This window comes from Paenibacillus gyeongsangnamensis, assembly GCF_027533625.1.
GTDB classification, from domain to species: Bacteria; Bacillota; Bacilli; order Paenibacillales; family NBRC-103111; genus Paenibacillus_G; species Paenibacillus_G gyeongsangnamensis.
In genome coordinates this window covers 1-19146 of sequence record NZ_JAQAGZ010000009.1, presented here as the reverse complement: position 1 = coordinate 19146, position 19146 = coordinate 1, and the positions used below count along the sequence as shown (strand labels likewise).

The following is a 19146-nucleotide window of genomic DNA, read 5'->3' as shown; positions in this document are numbered from 1 at the left end:
CCTCCTCGGCACAGCCCCTGTCCGGCTAGTTCATGGCTCCGGCGCTTAGCGCTGTACGAACTCCCAGTGCACTTCGCCTTCGTCCTGCCCCTGCACCGGCCACCAGCGGAAGCCGTCTTCGGCGACCAGCTGCTGCCCGCGCTCCGGTCCCCAGGTACCGGCAGCGTACAGATGCAGATCCTCGGTCCGCTCTCCCCAGGCGGAAGCAATTTTATCCACGTATTTCCAGGCCAGCGCCACTTCATCCCAGCGGGTAAAATAAGTCGAATCGCCGCGCGCCGCATCGTACAGGAGACGCTCGTAAGCCTCCGGTGTATTCAAGCCGACCTGGCAGCTTTGGCAGAAATCCATCGCTACCGGAATAATCGTCCCTTCGGTGCCCGGCTGCTTGGCATTGATTTTGAAATAAATGCCTTCCATCGGATTGATCCGGAATACCAGTAGGTTCGGCTCCAGCTTATGCTTGCGGGACAAGTAGACGTTGTTCGGCACATTCTTGAATTCGACGACGACCTCGGTCGTCTTGGCCGGCAGACGTTTGCCTGTCCGGATATAGAACGGCACGCCCGCCCAGCGGAAGTTGTCCACGAACACCCGTGCGGCAAAATAAGTTTCCGTCGTCGACTCCGGATTCACCGAATCCTCTTCGCGGTAACCCGGCACCGGCTTGCCCTTGAGCGTACCCGACACGTATTGGCCGCGTACGGTGTTCGCCCGCACCTCGGCCGCCGTCTGGAAGCCGCGAAGGGAGCGGAACACCTTGACCTTCTCGTCGCGGATGTCCTCCGGATGCATCCGGCTCGGCGGCTCCATGGCCATGACCGCGAGCATCTGAAGCATATGGTTCTGCCCCATGTCGCGCAGTGCGCCGGAACGGTCGTAGTAGCCGCCGCGCTCCTCTACGCCGACGGTTTCGCTTAACGTGATTTGAATGTTGGCTATGTACTTATTATTCCAGAGCGGCTCGAAGAACGTGTTGGCGAAGCGCACCACGTTAATGTTTTGCACCATTTCTTTGCCCAGATAATGGTCGATCCGGTAAATGTCCTGCTCGTCGAATACTTGGCGGATTTCCGCATTCAGCTTCTCGGCCGAAGGCAGGTCGTAGCCGAACGGCTTTTCGATAACAAGACGATTCCAGCCCGTACCCTCCAGCATTCCGCCCGCCTTCAGGTTATGGGATACGTTGCCGAACAGCTCAGGGGACAGCGCGAGATAGAACAGCTTGTTGCCGCCGATCTCGAATTTGCCGTCCAGCTCGTCGGTCAGCTCGCGGAGCTTCTTGAAGCCGTCGACGTTATTGATGTCGAGCGGCAAGTAATGGAAATGCTCGACGAACGAATCCCACTGCTCGTCCTTCGTTACATTGTAACGGGCAAATTCTTGAATGGATTCGTACAGATCATCCCGGAACTGCTCATTCGTCCGGGGACGCCGGGCCAGTCCGATCACGGCGAAACGGTCGCCCAGCTTGCGCTCGCGATACATACTGTAAAACGCCGGAAAAAGCTTGCGCCGGGCCAAATCCCCCGTCGCTCCGAAAATCAGGTAAACGGCACTCGTCATGGTTTCCCTCATTCTTTCTTCTATAATTTGGGTAAGGACTGACTGGTTCGATGTTCCCCCTTAGCATAACCAAAACTGCCGGGAGATTCAATACTTCCTCTATGTAATTTAAGATGGGCTGCTGCCCACAGGGCATACGTCCAATCCCGCCGCCCAACCCGGGCATAGACTGAGGTGTAGAGAAAACCCACCCGGAGGTGCATATATTCATGAGACCGATTCATCCCATTAATGCCGAGCAGTGCAGGCCGCACTACGGTAAGCCGGTATGCGTCATCATGAAGGACGAAACCGAGTTTATAGGCACGCTCAGCCGTCTGGAGAACGGCAAGTTGATATTGAACGAAGACACAGAGACGGCGGCGAACCGGCCCCGCGCCAAGACGACCCGAATCCGTACGAAGAAAAGGAAAACCGTATCCAAAAACAGCAAGTCCGGGCAGCCGGCCGCCAATATCTTGGCTTCGGCCCCGAGTCCCGCGTTCGGCGGAACGGTTGCCCTCGATCTGCCGACGGTCGGCCTGCTGTTCGTCCTGGACTGACGCCGGACCCGGCAGCTCCGTCAAGGATAAACGGCTGCGCCGTCCTTGCCTTACAAGGACCGGCGCGTTTACCAAGGTTACAAAAAAACCAAGGCAAAGCACCCAGCGCTCTGCCTTGGTTTTGTACATATCCGAAGCTACAGCCTCTTCACCATCATGTAACATTTAAGATTCGGATCGAAGTGAATGATCTGATAGCCGTGCTTCATATAAAACCGCTGCGCTTGGTTATTCGCTTCATCCACCCATAGGCGGATCTCGCGGCAGCCGCGAGCCCCGGCGTACCGTTCGGCGAAGCGCATGAGACGGGAACCGACCCCGCGTCCCTGCTCCCGCTGATGCACGGCCAGCATATCGACTTGCAGATGCTCCCGTACCGTTCTCAGCGTGATGAACGCGACGGGACGGCGTCCGGCGGAGGCCACGACGTACGTGCTGCAGGCCTCCAGCCGGCTGCGCAGGACCGACGGCGTCAGCTGCAGATGAGGAAAGGTTTGTCTTGCATAAGGAAGCAGCAGCTCCGTGGTGAGCGTATAGATCGTACGGTCGTCCTGCTGCGGTATGCGCTTGCGGATCATCCTCGCGCACCTCCATTCGTCCGTTAAAGGAAGTACTTTATCGTATGAACGGACGGCCGGAGGGGTTTAGGCTTACTTTAAATATTTTTTGCCGACGAACATCATGAACAGCACGCAAACGACGATGACGGCGATGATAACGATCCATTGTACCCAATTCATGGAGAGAAGGGCTCCTTTTAGCGAGGTTGATAAATAATCATACTTGAAGCCGTAGAAGAGTGTCAAGGATACCCGGAAAGGTCCGTTGTACGGCTATCGTCATCAAGGTATAATGAGTGCAATAGGAGACTGAACCCTGCGGAGGTGCAGCGCGATGAAAGAGCCGGTAGAGCGGGTGACGCAAACCTATGGACTTAGCGCGTTATGGCACGAAATGGAGGAAGAGCGCCGAAGGAGATACTTATCCGCTTCGCCGGACGGGCGCCGGATACCGATACGCCATGCCCTGCCGGAGTACTCATTCGACCAATTCGCCCGGCGGGCGGCCGCGGCGGTTGCCGGCGTTTGGGGCGCCGTGCAGCAGCTGAAGTCCGCGGCGGAAGACCTGCAGTCCGACCTTTCGCCCTTGAGAAAGCGGCTCGTGAGGACGACGGATGCTCGGGCGGTCACGGCCTTAGCGGACGACGGCGCCGAGCTGCAGACCTATTCCGTCCGCATCGACAGCATCGCACAGAAGCAAGTGAACCGGTCGCTATGGCTCCGCCGGAGCGAGGAATTCGCTTGGGCAGGCGAAATGCAGGCGTTGACCCTGCTCACGGAGCATGCAGCCAAGCGGCTCGAGCTGAGCTTCATGCCCGGGGAATCGAACGAGACGGCGCTCGGCCGCATTCGGCGGGCCGTGAATATTTCCGATTCGGGCGTTACGGCCCAGGTCGTTCCCGAGCGTGGCACCGACCGGATCCGTCTGGAGATCGCTTCCCTGCATACGGGAACAAGCCACGCCTTTGCTTTAAGCGACTCGAACGGCTGGCTGGAAGCCTCGCTGGACCTCGCGGAAGCCAAGCAGCCGCCGCTGAATACCGTGTTCAGTGTGAACGGAGGTACGGTTGTCAGTATTCCGGGAACCGGGCTTACACTGGATCAAGGCCGTTTGAAGCTTGTGCTGAACGATGTGCCCGAGGGGCCCGTTACCGTTTCGGTGCTCCCGGTACTCGATTCCTTCAAGGATGAAGCGGGGAGGCTGCTCGCTCATTATAATGCGCTGACCCGCTGCATTGCGGAAGCGCGGGATCTACTGGACCCTTCCATCGAAGCCGCGATGATGCAAGCCGCCCCTGCGGAGGAGCTGCTGGGGCTCGGTATCGCCGGAGCGGAGGAAGGCTCGCTGCTTCTCGACGAGCCGCTGCTGCTGAAGCAGCTGGAGGACGATTTCGACGGTTGGCTCGGGCGCTTCAGCGGGGAAGAAGGCTGGACGCACCGGCTTGTCCGCATGACAGGTCATCTGATGAAGCTCCATGCCGCCGATTTTTTAAATACCGGACATGACGCTTACCGCTCCCTGACTACTTATGCCTATGGCCCAGGAGATACGTTCCGTACCCATTTGCCGGTACCGATTCACGGTTTCCTGATGAACACCTATGGCTAACCGCAAAGAAGTCTGCCCTGGTACCCCGGTGAGGTATCCCCTTCCGGCCGCTGTTGTTACCCGTAAAATTTTTAATTTATTCGCTATGCAGCGGTCATTTTCCGATAACAAAGGCGGACGCTACCGCTCCTACAGGGGATACCCCACCTGCACCTTTAGCATTATTTCTACTTAACTTATCCGGGTTTCCCGTCAATCAAAGTGACCCTAGGAGGTCACTTTTTTCAGTTGATAAGAATTTATAAGTTTTCGTAACTTATAGCTTCGCATCAACCTTGGTAAACGCGCTGGTCCTTGTAAGACAAGGACGGCGTAGCCGTTTATCCTGGAGTGTCCATCTTACGGGTCACAGCTCGCAGAGCGGGAAGGAGTCTTATTTTTCGCCTAGAGGGCTCGCGCTTTTTCCTTCAGCGCATGGCGCATGGAAGCCGCCTTCACCGAAAGCCCCCTGGCCATGCCCCGACAGGTCGAAGAATGAATCCTGCCGATATAATTCCGTCAGCGTGTCCTCCGCTGCGCGGCGCGCCATGGCTTCATCCTGCAATAAATAATAGGCAATCTGGTAGGCGTATTGCTCGTATTGCTTCAGCACTGCCGCCCTTTCGTCAGGCAGCGGGTTCGTAACGCCGAACGGGCCCGTCATCCGTCCCTTGGGCATAGTCAACACGGTGCACTCCTCTCCTTTCCGATCTCCGAACGCCACTGTATGCAACTATATAAGACGGATGAACCCCCAAAAAACTTTCAAATCTAAAGAAAACTTAAGAAATGAGCCGATAACGAAGCAACCTTACGCAGCGAAAACTGCACGTCACCCAACGCAAAAAGGAGCCTCGCCGCGCCACCGCGATCTCAGACTCCTGTGCAACGTTATCCCTTACGTCTCTACTCGACCAAGCCATGCTTGTAGGCATAAATCGCCGCCTGCGTGCGATCCTCTACCCCCAGCTTCGCCAAAATGTTCGTGACGTGGAACTTCACCGTTTTCACACCGATGAACAGCTCGTCGGCCACATCCTGGTTGGATTTGCCGGAGGCGATCAGCCGCAGCACCTCCATCTCGCGCTCCGTCAGCTCCTCGTGCGGCTGAGCCGCCGCCTTCGGCTGCCGGAACCGGTTCATCAGCTTGGAGGCGACCTGCGACTCCAGCACGGACTGCCCCTTCACCGCGGAGCGGATCGCCTGCGCGATCTCTCCGGCGCGCGACGTCTTCAGCAGGTAGCTGAACGCTCCCGCCTCGATCACCGGGTAAATCTTCTCGTCGTCGATGAAGCTCGTCAGCACGATAACCTTGCAGTCTGGATGGAGCTGCAGCAGCTTCCGGGTCGTTTCGATTCCGTCCATGCCCTCCATCACCAGATCCATCAGCACGACATCCGGCTTGTACTCCTGTGCAAGCCGAATCCCTTCCTGCCCGCCGCTTGCCTCGCCTACCACTTCGATATCGTCCTCCGTGCTCAGCACGGCGGCAAGCCCGATGCGTACCATCTCATGGTCGTCCACGAGCAGCACCTTAATCGTCATCTCTTCCATCTGCCGCCCCTCCTTCCTTCATAATCGGTACGCGTATGTCAATCCGGGTCCCTTTCCCCGGAGCCGTAATCAAATTCATCGAGCCGCCGATTTCGTTCACGCGCTCGCGCATCGTCACGATGCCGTAAGACGTCTGCTTCTTCGCGTCGAGATCGAAGCCGACCCCGTTATCCCGGATAATAAGGCGGATCGCATCGGATGACGGATTCACCAGCCGCACCTCCAGCTTCGTCGCCTTGGAGTGCCGCAGCGCATTGGACATCGCCTCCTGCACAATACGGAACAGGTGATCCTCGATCCCTTTGGGCAGCTTCACGTCCTCGGCCAGCTCCCACTCGATCTGCATCGGCACCTTCGCCTTCAGCTCGTGCAGCAGCTCCACAAGTCCTTCCGCGAGCGGTTTGCCCTCCAGGTGCACCGGCCGCAAATGCAGCAGCAGCGCCCGCATCTCCGACTGGGCCACCGAAGCCATTTCCTCGATGAGGAAAATTTGCCGCTGCGCCTTATCAAAATCCTTATCCAGCGTCCGCCCCACAGCCGTCGCCGTCATCGAGATTGCGAAGAGCTGCTGGCTTACCGCGTCGTGCAGCTCGCGCGCCAGCCTCTGGCGCTCTTCGACGATAGCGGAATACTTCGCCTTCTGAGCGAGCTGCGCATTGTTGCTGGAGAGCCGCTGGAGCGAGGTGACCTGCTCCTCCCACTTTTTCGTGATGGCGTTGAGCTGCTCCCCAAGCCGCCCGATCTCATCCTCGCCGAGCGGCGGCACCAAGCGGCTGAGGTTTCCTTTCTCCAACGACAGCATTACCTCGCGAAGCTGCTCCAACCGGCGCTTCGTTCGGCTCGCCGTCCATAACCCGTATGTACCTCCGATGGCCACCACGATGGCGATCAAGCTGAGGCTGAGCATAATCCCCTCCGACCAGGACTCGAACGGAACGATATACCCGTTGTAATGCAGTATATAGAAGATAACGCCAAACAGAACAAGGCTGAGCCCGATGGACTCCGCCATGCTGCGCCAAATCATATTGGTAAGACGTTTATCGTGTCCTTCCACTGTGCCTCGGCTCCTTTTTGGCGATTACACAATTTTGATATCGATATCCGCGATAATGTACGAAATCTCCAGCTTCAGCTGCCGGTCGGCCGTCCAATAGTTAGGCGATTGCCACACCATCTTGTTCAGCACTCCCGCTTCCTTATCGAACCCGACGCTCATCTGCCCGAGGACGACCGACGCCGTCACCGATAGCCCCATATCCTCCGGTACGATAATGTCGACGTCCGCGATCACGCCCTGGAGCACGATGGTCGTTTCCTTCTGCTCCGGAATGGCGTAGGTCAAATCCATCTGCAGCTCGCCAAGCACGTTCCAGATCGACATGCTGCGGAGAATCCAGGGGTCCCTTCCCCAGCGGATGCTTTCGATGATGCTCTTTTTCTGAAAATACCGGGCTTCCCGGTGCATCCTTCGCGACTTCCTGTAAAATAACCCGAGCGAGATTAAAATAACCGCCAGGATCATCGGCAAATTCCCGCCGACCAGCAGCAGGAGCCCGATGGCCATAAGCACGTAGCCCCTGCGCTCCGAGCCCGTTCGAACCTTATGAACACCCAGCAGCAGCAAAAAGAGGGCAACGACGGTAAAAAAGCCCAAGTGGTTGTCCGCGAGCATAAAAACCCCAGCCCCGATCAGCACCAAAGCGATGTTTCGGTTACGTTTCCGGTACATCCGTGTCGCCCCCTTCCGCAAATTCTCGTTGACTCTACGCCTCGATACAAAAGCCATAGCGGGAACGTTAAGCCCACTATGGCATTTGGCCTATCATAGCATATCACAATTGCCGTACTGGCTCCAAGCGCTTTTTATCGCTGCTCCGGGCGATTATTGCCCCTGCTCGGAGTTCAGCTTTTCCTTGAGCAGCTGCAGCTGGTCGTCGATTTTTGCCTGCTTGGCCGGATCGGCCGCCGGCGCGCCGTAGGTCGTTCCGACGTAGGAGCTTCCCACTAAAGGCTTGCGCGCGATTTCCGCTTCCACTTCCAGCGACATGATCTTCTCCTCCATCCGGCGGAAGCCCTTCACGGCATGGCCGCCTTCGATCACGTTCGATGCCGTCACCTCGGCCATCTGCTTCTTCGCTTTGGCCAGCTGGGCGCGGGAGACGAGCTCGCTGCGCTTGTTGCGCATTTGGTAGAACGCGTCCTTCATTTCATGCAGCTGCTGTACGAGCTCCTGCGCCTGCGCTTTGGACTGCTCGTGCATTTCGGAATACTCGGCGATTTTACCTTCATGATACAGCTTCTGCTCTAGAGCCGCGCGGGCCGCTTGCTCCTGGCCGTTCCTCAGCGCTTCCTTCGCCGCTTCCTCATACTTCGCCGTCAGACGAACGGCTTCCTCCTGGCGCTCCTTCAGCTTGCGCTCGTTCGCGATTTGACGGGCAACCGTCACTTCCGCCTGCGCTATTTCCTCCTCCATGTCGCGGAGATATTGATTCAGCATGATAATCGGATCTTCCACCTTATCCAGCAGCTCGTGCAGCGATGCCTTCGTCATATCCTTAATTCGAGAAAATACTCCCATGATTACACATCTCCTTTAGTGTTTTGGTTTTTTTCATAGCTCGCGACCTTCTCGCGCAGCTCTTCAATTTCTTTTCTCATCGCTTTTTTCTCGATGTCCTTCATCATATCGTCCAGATTGCTGCCGGAAGTCTGCTCGGGACGGGCATTAGGGCCGGCATGCGTATATTCGCCTTCATACTCGTCGCGGTGCTCGTGCGGAGCCCAGCCGTGTCTTTGCGCCCGGCGGTAATGCTTCTCGGCGTGCTTCCACTCTTTCCAGCCGTGCTTCCAGCTCTTCCAGTCCTCCCACTCGCCTCTGCGGTGTCCGCAGCCGCGGCCGCCGCCGAAGCTGTAGTCGGGGCCGTAAGGGCCCCCGTGATAAGGCTCGCTAGGGATGACCAGGGTCGCCAGAAAATATAAGGGGATTACCACTCCGCCGGAGAAGAACGCCGTTACCACGAGCACCAAACGGAGCAGGTTCGCGTCGACGTTCAGCGTTTCGGCCAAACCTCCGCACAAGCCGGTTATTTTACGATCGGTACGGGAACGGTATAATTTGCTCATAGCTTCGTCCATCCCTCCTGCTGCAGTTTCGTCTTCAGCTTAGCCAGCTCCTGGTCCAGCGCCTGGGAAGCGGCTCCGCTGACATTCGTCCAAGCCTCGCGCACCTGTCCTCTCACTTCACGCAATGCGCGTGCTCCGAGCTCCAGATCGGATACCCGCTCCTCGAGCCGGTCGAACATGCGGGGGGAAGGTCCTCCCGTGGCGCGAAGCCGTTCGTTCATCCGCTGCTGCAGTCTCACCGACTCCAGACGGGCGATGTAATAAGTACGCTTTGAGGCGACTTCTTGAAAATCCGCCTTCAGCTGCTGAAGCTGCTCCTCCAGCTCGACGATGCCGAGCTTGCTTTGCTCGTAGAGCGCTTTGTATTGACTCGCCTTTTCTTCCTGCTGCATCTTCTCGTGCAGCGCGATCCGGGCGACTTCCTCCTCGCCGGCCTTCAGCGCCAGAAGCGCTTGCTGCTCGCGCCGCTCCTTCAGCTGCTCCGCCGAGACGTACTGCTGACGAAGCGAGGAAGCGTGCGACAGGCATTGCTGCAGCAGCCGTTCGGATTCGCGGATTTGCTCGGATTGCGAGGTCAGATATTTATCGATCATGCGGACGGGATCTTCCGATTGCTCCAGCAATTCGTTGAATGACGCTACCGTAAGGTCGCGGAATCTTTTGCCTAAACTGCTCATCCTTCGTTACCACCTTTTCTGGTTAATGGGTTTTAGATTAGTGTACCGACCGGTTCCGGAACAAGCTGAAGCCGTAAACGATCAATCCTACGGCCACCGCGATCGCGATCAGCCCGGACAGCTTGCCGAACAGAATCAGACCGCCGATCACGACCAGAATCCAGCCGATCGTGCTTCTTCCGTTCTTAATCCCTAAGTATCCGAGTCCTACCATGGCCAGCGGGAACAGGAAACCGATCAAGGAGTGCCCGATATGATGGAATCCGCCGATCTTGCTGCACAGGATCATGATCCCGAAGAAAATCAGCAGCGCCGCGAGGCCCGTTTTCCGATTCATTCTCATGGATGTACTCACCGCCTTTCGTTTGGTTGTCGTTTGCTTATGTCTTTATTCTAGGGTTTGCAAGCTTTTTTCAAAACGGACCTGCGGCGGTTTTTGGAACTGGACCTAAGTCCAGTCGCCTGTCCGACCTGAGGCAGGAAGCAGGCCGGCCCCTTGTGTATGCCGGACCTGCGCCCGGCTTATACTAACCTGAAAACGCAAGTAAAAAAGGGCTGCCGCCATGGTTAAAGGCTTCATCCAAACGCTGCCGAATACGGAAGCGCTTCGTCTTGACGCCGTCCGTTTACTGAGCGGAACCCGCGGACTGCCCGGAAAATTCCGAATTGAAGCGAAGGACGGCCTCGTTGTCCGCATCCGATCGAGCCCCCAGCAGAACGCAGCGGCAGCAGGTCTATCTTTTACGTGCAGGGAGATCGGCCTGCTTACAAGAAAATCCCCGGCTGCTGGTATTCAGCACCGGGGACCCGCTGTACGTATTCGATGGCTCGATGGAGGCCGTAGTTCCTTTTTTGATAAAATCAAAAAAGGATTTTTGAGGGGCCGCGCCGAATTCATGAACATGGGAATTCTACCCCTCACTTGATGGTTTTGTTGCCTCGGCAACAACTTTCATCGGGAGGTTGCGAATTCTTTTTTATTTTCTTTAAGCTTCCCCTATTTTTTCAGGGGTCACTAACTAGATGAGGAGAACGTACAGGCATGAGTGAAATGAAACGCAATCTAAAACAGCGTCACATTCTTATGATGACGCTGGGGGGAACCATCGGGGCCGGAATTTTTAAAGGATCCAGCTCGTCCATCGATACCGCGGGACCTTCCGTACTTCTGACTTACGCAATAGGCGGTCTGCTGCTGCTTGTGGTCATGCGCTCTTTGGCGGGGCTTGTTCTAAATAATAAAGGGGCGGCCAGCTTGCGTGACTTGATCGAACCTCTTCTGGGACCGGTGGCCGGCTTTACCGTCGGCTGGATTTATTGGCTCGATTGGGTGCTTGTGATGGCTGCCGAAATGGCCGCCGCTTCATCCTTCCTGTCCTTCTGGCTTCCGAGTGCTTCGTTATGGGTCTTGGCCCTCATCGGATCGCTCGCTATGACGGCTATTAACCTTTTTCAAGTGAAAATCTATGGAGAGACCGAGTATTGGCTTGCCGGTGTTAAAATCATCACTTTGGTCTTATTTGTATTGTTAGGATTCGTCGTTTTGGGTACGCAATCTTCATTTCAGGGCATCGCATACAACCTGACCTCTCATGGCGGGCTTTTCCCGCATGGTCTTATGGGCACCGTATCCGCAATGCTTGTGGTGATGTTTAGCTTCGGCGGAATCGAAATGATCGGAATGACCTTAAGGGAGGCGGAAAATCCGGAGAAAACCATTCCCAAAGCGACTCGGAGCATTATCGTACGCGTTTTGATCTTTTATATTTTACCGATCTTTGTCATTCTTAGTCTGGTGCCGTGGGATGAGCTCTCCAAGAGCGGAGAAAGTCCGTTTGTTTCCGTATTTGTCCATGCGGGCATTCCTTATGTGGATCAAATCATGAATTTCGTGCTTCTAACCGCGGTTTTGTCCGCAACCAATACCGGAATGTATTCATCCAGCCGCTCTCTTTATGAACAAGCCGTAAAAGGGAACGCTCCCCTTTTCTTTGCGAAGCTGTCGAAAAACAATGTGCCCGTCCGGGCCTTGTTATTCAGTACGGTATTTTTATATATCGGCGTCATCGTGGCTTTCTTTGCCCAAGGGCATACGTTTGATTATTTAATGGTTTTTCCTGGCTATACGGTAATGATCGTATGGATTACCCTTGTTTTATCTCATATGAAACAAGAAGGCGTACGATGGCCAACGGGACTTACATTGGTATCCCTTCTTGCGATTTTGGCCGGCGTTATTCTGACGACTCCCTGGATTGGAACTGCGATTACATTCGGATTGCTTCTTCTGATCGTCTGCCTCTATTTTGTTCAGCATAAAAGACCATGATCTGACCCGGTGGGGTATCCCCTTCCGGCCGCTGTTGTTATCGCTCCTACAGGGGATATCCCACCTACAAATGGTTCAAGCCAAATTCCATTCCGAGTGGATTTTCGGCACATCGTTGATTAACTGGCGGGTATACGGATGCTGCGGAGCCAGAATAAGGCTTTCCGCGGGGCCCCGCTCCACAAATTGCCCTTTTTGCATAATGTACAGCGTATCGCTGACATAATAAGCCAGCCCTACGTCATGGGTGATGAAAATAATGGTCATGTTGTTCTCATCCCTCAGCTTGAGGAGCATATCCAGTATCGTAGACCGGGAGCAGGCGTCCACCATGGAGGTCGGTTCGTCTGCAATCAGCACCTTCGGGTGCAGCATGAATATTCGTGCGATCATGAGCCGCTGCATCTGGCCTCCCGACAACTCGAAAGGATATTTGTTGTATAGCTCCTCGAATTTTAAATTGACGAACGAGCAGGCATCCTTCATTTTCAGGAATTGCTCTTCTCTCGATAGCTTCAGCCCCTGCAGCTTGATACAATCGAGCAGCAGCTTTTCCACTTTATGGAACAAATTGAAAGAGGAGAACGGATCCTGAAAAATCGCCTGGATATCCTTCCAATACGCCTTGCGTTCCTTGTGCGATTTGAGCTGACGCGGCTTTCCTTTATATTCGACAGCCCCGCCGGTTTCCTTCAGCAGTCCCATCAAAATTTTGGCCAGCGTCGTTTTGCCGCTTCCGCTCTCTCCGACGATGGAGATAATCTCCCCCTCGTGAAAGTCAAAATCGACACGGTCCACGGCGGTCGTTTTTTTGAGGCCGTAGCCGAATTCCTTCGTGACTTGTCTTCCGCTGATCAAGAGATCATGTCGGCTCACTGGCGTACCACTCCTTTAAGGTTTGCGGATCGAACAGGCACCGGTACATCCGGCCTTCCTCCATGCGGCTCTCCACCTTACCCTTACGGCACTCGTCTGCCGCATAGGAACAGCGGTCCGCGAACCGGCAGCCTGCGGGCACGTTCTTCAAATTCGGCGGCGCGCCGGGTATGGCCGCCAGCTTGTGGCCCTTCATCCCCTCCTCCGGCACGATGATGGAACCCATCAGCTTCTTCGTATACGGATGGATCGGATCGAAAATCATCTGATGTGCCGTGCCTCGCTCGACGATTTCACCGGCATACATGACCACGATATCGTCCGTTACGTGGTAGAGCAGCGGCAGCTCATGGGTGATAAAGACGAGCGATCGGATGAATTTCTTATCCAGCAGCTCCTTAAGCAGCTTAATGACCGCCTTCTGGGAGGTTACGTCAAGCGCGGAGGTGGGCTCATCGGCGATCAGCACCTTCGGATTCAGGATCGTCGAGATCGCAATCACCGTTCGCTGCTTCATGCCGCCGGACAATTCGTTCGGATAGGACTGAAGCACCTTGGCGGACAGGTTGAGCGTCTCGAAGCGCTCCGCAGCCATGTCCCAGACCTGCTTCTTGCTTAGCTCCGGCCGGTGCTCCTTCATAATATCCTCGATAAAATGAATGATCTTCAGCGTAGGGTTGAGCGCGTTCATGGCGGCCTGCGGGATATAAGCGGTTTCCCGGCCCGAGACCTGCGTACGCAGCTGCTCCTTGGTAAGCTTCATGATATCGGTTCCGTCGATGAGGATGGAGCCGCTGCCATAGTGCAGCGGCGGGAAGTAGAAGCCCATCAGGCTGAGGGCCAAGGTGGACTTGCCGCAGCCGGACTCTCCCGCGATGCCCAAGGTTTTGCCGTCCTCCAGCGCAAAATCCACCCCGTCGACGGCGAATACGTTTTCCTTTAACCGCGTCCGGTAGTACGTTTTTAACCCGTTGACCTCGAGAATGTTTTGGCTCATGAGTGGCTAGCTCCTTATTTTCGGATTGAAAATTTCGTCCATTCCCGTATTCATCATATACAGCGAGAACGTAATGATCGCGATCGAGAAGGCCGCCGGAAGGAACGCCCACCAGGCGCCTGCGACCGGAGCTTCAAATACAAGAGCCCAGTTCATGATAATCCCGAGCGAAATCGTATTATAAGGCCCGAGGCCGAGCATCGAGATGGACGCTTCCGACAAGATACCCGAAGCCGTTTGAAGCACGAAGGCCATCACCACATACGAAGCGATGTAAGGAAGAATTTCAAACCCGATGATGCTTGGCGTGCTGTGTCCCGATATTTTGGCAAGATTGACGTGGTCCCGGTTACGCAGTGACGTGGTCTGGGCCCGGACGGCCCGTGCCGTCCACGGCCAGCTGGTCAATCCGATGATGATGGCGGTAACGAGCGAGCTCCGGGAATTGATGCTCACGGAGATCAGAATCAGGATGACAAAGGAAGGGATGACAATAAAAATATTCGTAATCGTCGATAAAATGTTATCCACGATTCCTCCGATATAGCCGGAAGCGAGACCGACGATGAGCCCGATGACCGTCGCGAAAACGCCCGCGATCAGACCTACCCTCACCGAGGTTCGTATTCCATACATCAGCTCCAGGAACAGGTCTCTGCCAAAATTGTCCGAGCCGAGCAGCAGCTTGCCATCCGGGGGCTGGAAGGCGAGCGCCACCATATCAAGCGGATCCTGCTTGTGAATCATCGGGTAGATCGTCACCAGCGCGAGCATCAGCAGAAAGGCGGCCGCTCCGAACACAAACTTCGGAGATTTCATTAAGATCTGGGTGGAATGCTTCATCTTAATTTTCCTCCATCTGCGCAGCCTTGATCCGGGGATCGACGAAGCCGTAGACGACCTCGATGGCGAAGTTGGCGAGCAGCACGGCTCCCGCAATAAGCAGCGTGCAGCCGGAGATCAGCGGGTAATCCAGCTGGCGGATCGCGGTAAACAGCCAGGTGCCGATTCCGGGGTAGCTGAACACGATTTCACAAATTAACGAGCCGCCGACCATCGTGCCGATGGACAGCGCGAGTCCGGTAATTTGCGGCAGCATCGCATTTTTGAACACATATCTGGCTACCTTGGAGTCCCGAATCCCGAGCAGCTTGCTGTAAAGCACATAATCCGAATTCAGCTCGTAAATCGCCATTTCTCTCATGCCGATCGCCTGACCGCCGATCGTGACGAGAACGATCGAAAGGAAAGGCAGCGTATGATGCCGGAGAACCGAACCGATAAACTCGAAGCTGAGATTCGGAATCATCTGGTAATCGTAGCCCCCGTGCAGCGGAAACCATTTCAGCGTAAGGGCAAAGTAAAACATCATGATGATCGCCAGCGTGAAGAAAGGGATGGAGTTGATGAATAAGGCCACCGGAAAAATAACCTTGTCCAGCACGCCCTTCTTATAAGCCGCAAGCGCGCCCAGTACATTGCCGAGGATCCAGCCGACGATAATCGCCGGCAGCTGCAGCGCGATGGTCCAAGGGACCGCCGAAGCCAATATATCGGTGACCTTCTTAGGGTACAGACCGAAGGAGGTGCCCAGATTGCCCGTCAGCAAGTTCTTGATATAGATCAGGAACTGCGTCCCGAGCGGCTTGTCGATCCCGAACTCCTTCATGAAGGTTTCGTATACTTTCTTGATCGTATCGCTGTCCGTCATCCCCTGGGACATTTGGGATACGATGACGCTGACCGGGTTGCCCGTAATGAGCCGGGGCAGCAGAAAATTCAAACCGATGGCGATAAGCAGCGTGAGGAAATACCACAGAAATTTTTGTAGAAAGTACTTCTTGTAGGCAGTCAACCGTCGTCGCCTCCCATGGCTTGGTGAAAAGAGGCCTATATCGGACCGCCCGCTCCGCTCCAATATAGGCCTGCCTCGTTAATTGTGGATCTGATACAACGCCTTCACGCCGGCTCCGTCGATGGCGATTTGCGGAGGAATATTTTTGCCGTCGCCCTGAACAGGGAAGCCCTTCCAAACGGATTCGTTGACGGTGTAGAATACCCAAGGACGGTACATAAGAGGTATGGAAGGAATATCCTTCAGCCAAATTTTGGTCAGATCAGTGTACATGGACTTCAGTTGGCCTTCATCCGATACATTCGGAATTTTGTCGATCAGGGCATCCGCCTGCTCATTCTTATAACGGCCCCAGTTCCAGAACGCCATTTCACCGGCCGCAGGGACGCCTTTGGAGTACATAATGGTTCTCGCCCGGTTCCACGGCTGGCTCGGGCTGACCCCGCCGGCCGGCGTATTCATGATGATGTCGAATTTGCCGGTTTGCAGGTCGTTGGTCCATACAGGGGCTTCCGGGAATTTTGTCCGAATCTCAATGCCGATCGCTTTGGCGTTCTGGGCGACAATTTCCAGTGAAGCGTTCCAGTCCGACCAGCCGTAAGGGCACTCGACCTCCCAAGGTCCGAGTCGGGTTCCGTCCAGTACGCGGATGCCGTCGGCCCCCTTCTTGGCCCCGATCTTGTCGAGCAGCGCGTTCGCCGCAGCCACATCCGTCGTCCACTGCAGCGATTTGATCGAATTTTGATCCACATATTTGGCTTCCGCATCCGTGTTCAGCGTAATCGAAGGCTGCATCGCCGCCGAATAGCCGCTCATCGCGAGATCCGAAATCTTCTTGTAATCGATGCTCATGGCGATAGCTCTTCTGACGTCGGGGTTATCCAGACCCTTCTTGGACATGTTGAAGAAAATGGACGGCATCGAGCCCGGTACATAATAAGGCGCGTCCTTCAGGTACGTCTTGACGGGTGCTCCGTCCTTCCACATGTTCCAAACCTGCGGCGTGAACTGTTGGGAGACGTCCACCTGACCGCTCTTGAAAGCGAGGTCTCCTGCGGCGTTGTCTTTATAGATCACGTGGGTGATGTATTTCGGCGCGGGCAGCTTACCGAACAAGGCTTTGCCCCAATAATTGTCGTCCCGGACGACCGTAATCTTCTGATCGTTATAGAAATACATCTTGTATGGGCCGGTGCCCACCGGGTTATCATTCATTTCCTTCCGGATGGAGGCCAGGTCGTTGTTGTTTTTCTTTTCGATCGCTTCCCAAATATGCTTCGGCAGCATCGGAATGAGCTCAATGCTGTCCAGAACGGTCAGCTTGTTCGGATTGGCTTTGCTTAGCTTGATGTTCACCGCATTCGGTCCATCGGCCGTAACGTCCTCCAGATAAGTCCAGGTGCTGCTCCAGTTAATGGCATACTTTTTACCGAGCTGGTACGTGTACACCACATCATCCGATGTAAACGGCTTCCCGTCGCTCCATTTCGCATCCTTATTGAGCTCGACGCGCAGCGTACTGTCATCCGTCCAGCTGTACTTGGTCCCGAGGAGCGGCTCCAGCTTGCCGTCCAACTGGTTGATCATGAAGAGCGTTTCGTAAATCAACTCCCTGGAATTTCCGTAGTTAATCGGAAAAGCCGGGTTGCCACTAATCAGGTTGAAGTTGGTCGGGGCTCCCCATTGCAATCCGTTGATATATAGCGTTTCGTTCCTGGGCGTCGCCTTAGCGTCACCCGTTTGGGCAGTTTCCGCAGGCTTCGTTGCCGCAGGCTGCGCTTTATCGGACGGAGGCGGCTCCGTCTTGGTCTGACCGGTCGTCGGAGGCGGAGATTCGCAAGCCGCAAATATGGACGCCGCCAAGGCGAAGGTGAAGGTCAGGTTGAAGGCTTTTCGTAGCTTCATCTAAAACACCCTCCTCAATGTTCGATCCCGATATAGGACCGCTTCAACATTAAATATATTGCATGGAGTAACAAGCTATGCCTCATTCCGATCCAGTTCCGGCGTATATGTACGTGCGTACACATGCTTTAACGGCCGGCCCTGCATCAGGGCAGCTTCATACCGCTTATCAGTAATCGCAACCTTGAAAAATAAAGAAGGAAGCACCCTCTCCCGCCTTACGGCTAATGAGAAGACGCTTCCTTCTTTATGGCGGTACAACTGCTTTCATGGATCGACACATTCGCTCTGTCACGGAAAATCCTGTCGGCATCCACGTCCTCCGAACGCGCTGTTCATTCGTCCGGGTCCTGGGCGATGAACTCCTTCCAAGTCCTGACGTTCGGGTCTATTCCTTTCCCGATCCGGCCATTGTCCGTCATGGGGCCTCCGATCTGTCTCCCCCTCCGTTACACCTCCGCCTTTTCCGATGGATTATGGCTCTGACATACCATGATCACGTTGCCGTCGGGATCCCGGATCGTGAAGAAGGAGACATCGCCATGCTCCTCCCGCTTCCCGAACAGCGGAATGCCGAGCCCCGTAACGTAACGCTCTGCCGCACCGATATCCCGTGTATCGAACATAAACAGCACTTCATAGTCATCCCCCTGCCGGTACCGGTTGTCGTACAGCAGAAGGGAGGCCCCGTACGCAACGCGAAGGCTTAAGACCGACTTCTCCGTCTCCCCGGCTTGCAGGGGAAGTCCGAGCAGCCCACTATGCCAAACCGCCATTGAACGCATTTCGCGGACGTTCACGAACACGCCCCCGATCCGCGCCAGTACCGGGCTTTCCGTTTCGGGCGTCGGCCCGTCGACTGTGCCTCCGCGGCTCCAGCAAGCCATGAATACCCGGCCCTCCGGGTCGCGGAAATTGAAGTAAGCCATCCCCGGATGCCGGTTCGGCTCCGACAGCACCTCCGTCCGGCTGCCGACGTATGCGTAGGCTTCGTCAATATCGGAGCAGGGATACATGAACAGAGGCTTCATATCTTCCCGCCAGTCCGGGTTTTTCCGGTTGTTCTGATTGTTGTCCAGCAGCAGGCCGGTTCCGGGCAAATCGAAGAAATAGACCGATCCCCCGTCCAGCTGCCGTTCGTTCAAGGGAAGTCCCAGCAGCTTGCAGTACCATTCCGCCGCCCTTCTCACATCGCTTACATGAACGATAACGCTTCCAATCCGGTTTTCGATCGGCGAAGCCGTAATCATACCATCCTCAGCCCCTTGCATATTAGATCATATGTTCGCACATTGCATAACTAAATGTATTCCTGAATCCGTGAAAGTGAATATATGAAAACAATAGAATATGAATGTCCGGTGGCTTAAAATGGAGAAAAGAGAGGAACTCTTCGTTTTTCTCAACTTCACCCGGAGGTGCAATGATGAAACCTGTTCGATTCAATTTGGACCAGTCGATGGAAACACTGACAGCACATTCTGGTCTAGCACTCATCGGCTTGCTTCTTTCACATACGCGGACAGCCAAACGTCTCATAAAAAATAGATTACCTGGCGTTCATAATCCAA

20 protein-coding genes are annotated in these 19146 nt (G+C 55.2%); 4 read left to right on the top strand and 16 right to left on the bottom strand.

What is annotated here, in order from left to right:
* Positions 1 to 45: 45 nt before the first annotated feature.
* Positions 46 to 1566, bottom strand: coding sequence for a glucose-6-phosphate dehydrogenase (zwf, locus tag O9H85_RS14650; RefSeq protein ID WP_269882179.1), 1521 nt, complete (start codon positions 1564 to 1566; stop codon positions 46 to 48).
* 209 nt (positions 1567 to 1775) lie between these two features.
* On the opposite strand from zwf, the gene O9H85_RS14645 reads away from it, so the two are divergent.
* Positions 1776 to 2108, top strand: a complete 333-nt coding sequence (locus O9H85_RS14645; protein ID WP_269882178.1) for a hypothetical protein — start codon at positions 1776 to 1778, stop codon at positions 2106 to 2108.
* A 137-nt stretch (positions 2109 to 2245) separates the two neighbouring features.
* Here the strand turns inward: O9H85_RS14645 and O9H85_RS14640 are convergent, their stop codons facing one another.
* A complete protein-coding gene (locus O9H85_RS14640; RefSeq protein WP_269882177.1) occupies positions 2246 to 2686 on the bottom strand; it encodes a GNAT family N-acetyltransferase in 441 nt (146 codons plus the stop codon).
* A gap of 316 nt (positions 2687 to 3002) precedes the next feature.
* On the opposite strand from O9H85_RS14640, the gene O9H85_RS14635 reads away from it, so the two are divergent.
* Complete coding sequence (locus O9H85_RS14635; protein WP_269882176.1) at positions 3003 to 4277, top strand: flagellar cap protein FliD N-terminal domain-containing protein; 1275 nt, start codon at positions 3003 to 3005, stop codon at positions 4275 to 4277.
* Positions 4278 to 4650: 373 nt separating this feature from the next.
* Here the strand turns inward: O9H85_RS14635 and O9H85_RS14630 are convergent, their stop codons facing one another.
* The 8 genes from O9H85_RS14630 to O9H85_RS14595 all read right to left on the bottom strand — a co-directional run bounded on the left by O9H85_RS14630 (position 4651) and on the right by O9H85_RS14595 (position 9956).
* A complete protein-coding gene (locus O9H85_RS14630; protein WP_269882175.1) occupies positions 4651 to 4941 on the bottom strand; it encodes a hypothetical protein in 291 nt (96 codons plus the stop codon).
* 221 nt (positions 4942 to 5162) lie between these two features.
* On the bottom strand, positions 5163 to 5810 hold the full coding sequence (locus O9H85_RS14625) for a response regulator (RefSeq protein WP_269882174.1): 648 nt from the start codon (positions 5808 to 5810) through the stop codon (positions 5163 to 5165).
* Positions 5791 to 6867, bottom strand: coding sequence for a sensor histidine kinase (locus O9H85_RS14620; RefSeq protein ID WP_269882173.1), 1077 nt, complete (start codon positions 6865 to 6867; stop codon positions 5791 to 5793). The genes O9H85_RS14625 and O9H85_RS14620 overlap by 20 nt, the downstream gene beginning before the upstream one ends.
* Positions 6868 to 6891: 24 nt before the next feature.
* Positions 6892 to 7542: a cell wall-active antibiotics response protein LiaF gene (gene liaF / locus O9H85_RS14615; protein ID WP_269882172.1), complete on the bottom strand. Its 651-nt coding sequence runs from the start codon at positions 7540 to 7542 to the stop codon at positions 6892 to 6894.
* 153 nt (positions 7543 to 7695) lie between these two features.
* Positions 7696 to 8391: a PspA/IM30 family protein gene (locus O9H85_RS14610; RefSeq protein WP_269882171.1), complete on the bottom strand. Its 696-nt coding sequence runs from the start codon at positions 8389 to 8391 to the stop codon at positions 7696 to 7698.
* Positions 8392 to 8393: 2 nt separating this feature from the next.
* Complete coding sequence (locus O9H85_RS14605; RefSeq protein ID WP_269882170.1) at positions 8394 to 8936, bottom strand: PspC domain-containing protein; 543 nt, start codon at positions 8934 to 8936, stop codon at positions 8394 to 8396.
* A complete protein-coding gene (locus O9H85_RS14600) occupies positions 8933 to 9613 on the bottom strand; it encodes a PspA/IM30 family protein (RefSeq protein WP_269882169.1) in 681 nt (226 codons plus the stop codon). Before O9H85_RS14600 ends, O9H85_RS14605 begins: the two co-directional genes overlap by 4 nt.
* A 37-nt stretch (positions 9614 to 9650) precedes the next feature.
* Positions 9651 to 9956: a LiaF transmembrane domain-containing protein gene (locus tag O9H85_RS14595; protein WP_269882168.1), complete on the bottom strand. Its 306-nt coding sequence runs from the start codon at positions 9954 to 9956 to the stop codon at positions 9651 to 9653.
* A gap of 220 nt (positions 9957 to 10176) precedes the next feature.
* On the opposite strand from O9H85_RS14595, the gene O9H85_RS14590 reads away from it, so the two are divergent.
* A complete protein-coding gene (locus tag O9H85_RS14590; RefSeq protein ID WP_269882167.1) occupies positions 10177 to 10539 on the top strand; it encodes a hypothetical protein in 363 nt (120 codons plus the stop codon).
* Between the two features lie 116 nt (positions 10540 to 10655).
* Entirely contained in the window at positions 10656 to 11942 is a 1287-nt protein-coding gene (locus O9H85_RS14585; RefSeq protein WP_269882166.1) for an amino acid permease, read from the top strand.
* 75 nt (positions 11943 to 12017) lie between these two features.
* Here the strand turns inward: O9H85_RS14585 and O9H85_RS14580 are convergent, their stop codons facing one another.
* The 6 genes from O9H85_RS14580 to O9H85_RS14555 form a co-directional block, all read right to left on the bottom strand.
* Complete coding sequence (locus tag O9H85_RS14580) at positions 12018 to 12818, bottom strand: ABC transporter ATP-binding protein (RefSeq protein WP_269882165.1); 801 nt, start codon at positions 12816 to 12818, stop codon at positions 12018 to 12020.
* Entirely contained in the window at positions 12805 to 13815 is a 1011-nt protein-coding gene (locus O9H85_RS14575) for an ABC transporter ATP-binding protein (protein ID WP_269882164.1), read from the bottom strand. Before O9H85_RS14575 ends, O9H85_RS14580 begins: the two co-directional genes overlap by 14 nt.
* Positions 13816 to 13821: 6 nt before the next feature.
* The gene (locus O9H85_RS14570; RefSeq protein WP_269882163.1) at positions 13822 to 14658 is read right to left on the bottom strand and encodes an ABC transporter permease; all 837 of its coding nucleotides are present in this window, start codon (positions 14656 to 14658) and stop codon (positions 13822 to 13824) included.
* 1 nt (position 14659) lies between these two features.
* Positions 14660 to 15670, bottom strand: coding sequence for an ABC transporter permease (locus O9H85_RS14565; RefSeq protein ID WP_269882162.1), 1011 nt, complete (start codon positions 15668 to 15670; stop codon positions 14660 to 14662).
* A 78-nt stretch (positions 15671 to 15748) separates the two neighbouring features.
* Positions 15749 to 17575 (bottom strand): ABC transporter substrate-binding protein, encoded by a 1827-nt coding sequence (locus O9H85_RS14560; protein ID WP_269882161.1) that lies wholly within the window; start codon positions 17573 to 17575, stop codon positions 15749 to 15751.
* Positions 17576 to 18024: 449 nt separating this feature from the next.
* Positions 18025 to 18825, bottom strand: a complete 801-nt coding sequence (locus O9H85_RS14555; RefSeq protein ID WP_269882160.1) for a VOC family protein — start codon at positions 18823 to 18825, stop codon at positions 18025 to 18027.
* Positions 18826 to 19146: the final 321 nt, after the last annotated feature.

Coding starts and splice junctions, on each gene's coding strand:
- zwf (WP_269882179.1), bottom strand. CDS start 1,566: ATGACGAGTGCCGTTTACCTGATTTTCGGAGCGACGGGGGATTTGGCC.
- O9H85_RS14645 (WP_269882178.1), top strand. CDS start 1,776: ATGAGACCGATTCATCCCATTAATGCCGAGCAGTGCAGGCCGCACTAC.
- O9H85_RS14640 (WP_269882177.1), bottom strand. CDS start 2,686: ATGATCCGCAAGCGCATACCGCAGCAGGACGACCGTACGATCTATACG.
- O9H85_RS14635 (WP_269882176.1), top strand. CDS start 3,003: ATGAAAGAGCCGGTAGAGCGGGTGACGCAAACCTATGGACTTAGCGCG.
- O9H85_RS14625 (WP_269882174.1), bottom strand. CDS start 5,810: ATGGAAGAGATGACGATTAAGGTGCTGCTCGTGGACGACCATGAGATG.
- liaF (WP_269882172.1), bottom strand. CDS start 7,542: ATGTACCGGAAACGTAACCGAAACATCGCTTTGGTGCTGATCGGGGCT.
- O9H85_RS14610 (WP_269882171.1), bottom strand. CDS start 8,391: ATGGGAGTATTTTCTCGAATTAAGGATATGACGAAGGCATCGCTGCAC.
- O9H85_RS14605 (WP_269882170.1), bottom strand. CDS start 8,936: ATGAGCAAATTATACCGTTCCCGTACCGATCGTAAAATAACCGGCTTG.
- O9H85_RS14600 (WP_269882169.1), bottom strand. CDS start 9,613: ATGAGCAGTTTAGGCAAAAGATTCCGCGACCTTACGGTAGCGTCATTC.
- O9H85_RS14595 (WP_269882168.1), bottom strand. CDS start 9,956: ATGAGAATGAATCGGAAAACGGGCCTCGCGGCGCTGCTGATTTTCTTC.
- O9H85_RS14590 (WP_269882167.1), top strand. CDS start 10,177: ATGGTTAAAGGCTTCATCCAAACGCTGCCGAATACGGAAGCGCTTCGT.
- O9H85_RS14585 (WP_269882166.1), top strand. CDS start 10,656: ATGAGTGAAATGAAACGCAATCTAAAACAGCGTCACATTCTTATGATG.
- O9H85_RS14575 (WP_269882164.1), bottom strand. CDS start 13,815: ATGAGCCAAAACATTCTCGAGGTCAACGGGTTAAAAACGTACTACCGG.
- O9H85_RS14570 (WP_269882163.1), bottom strand. CDS start 14,658: ATGAAGCATTCCACCCAGATCTTAATGAAATCTCCGAAGTTTGTGTTC.
- O9H85_RS14560 (WP_269882161.1), bottom strand. CDS start 17,575: ATGAAGCTACGAAAAGCCTTCAACCTGACCTTCACCTTCGCCTTGGCG.
- O9H85_RS14555 (WP_269882160.1), bottom strand. CDS start 18,825: ATGATTACGGCTTCGCCGATCGAAAACCGGATTGGAAGCGTTATCGTT.